This is a genomic window from Microbacterium sp. OVT16B, assembly GCF_019969705.1.
In the GTDB taxonomy this organism is placed as follows: Bacteria; Actinomycetota; Actinomycetes; order Actinomycetales; family Microbacteriaceae; genus Microbacterium; species Microbacterium natoriense.
In genome coordinates this window covers 1-453 of sequence record NZ_JAHXZA010000027.1, presented here as the reverse complement: position 1 = coordinate 453, position 453 = coordinate 1, and the positions used below count along the sequence as shown (strand labels likewise).

General features: G+C 62.0%; 1 pseudogene. It reads left to right on the top strand.

Annotation, left to right across the window (positions count from 1 at the left end):
- Window positions 1-27: 27 nt before the first annotated feature.
- Window positions 28-453: pseudogene (locus tag LC438_RS18690) on the top strand (hypothetical protein); the annotation flags it as partial.

The window sequence follows — 453 nt, the reverse complement described above, 5'->3', positions numbered from 1 at the left end:
GCGCGTGCACACGGAACCGGCAAAGCCATGGCGCTCGGGGCCGAGGCCAACGCGAGTCACGCGAACTCGGTCGCGCTCGGAGCGAATTCGGCGACCTCCGCAGCAAATCAGATTTCCGTTGGTAACAGCACGCTGCAGCGCAAGATCGTCAACCTGGCTGACGGTGCCGTCACCACGTCCAGCACGGAAGCGGTCAACGGCAGGCAGCCGAATTCGGTGAAAAGCAGAGCGGATAGCGCCTTCAATACGGCTGAAAACGCACGAGCTACCGCCAACACTGCACTGACAAGGGCCGATCAGGCGATTGCCAACAGCCGGTTGGTTACGCAAACGTCCCCGAGCAGCGCGATTCGGGTCGGTATCGACAACACCGGCACGATCGTTGATGTTTCCAACAGGAACGGTACGGCGCGCCGCATCCAGAACGTTGCCAGTGGTGCAGTGAGCGCTGGC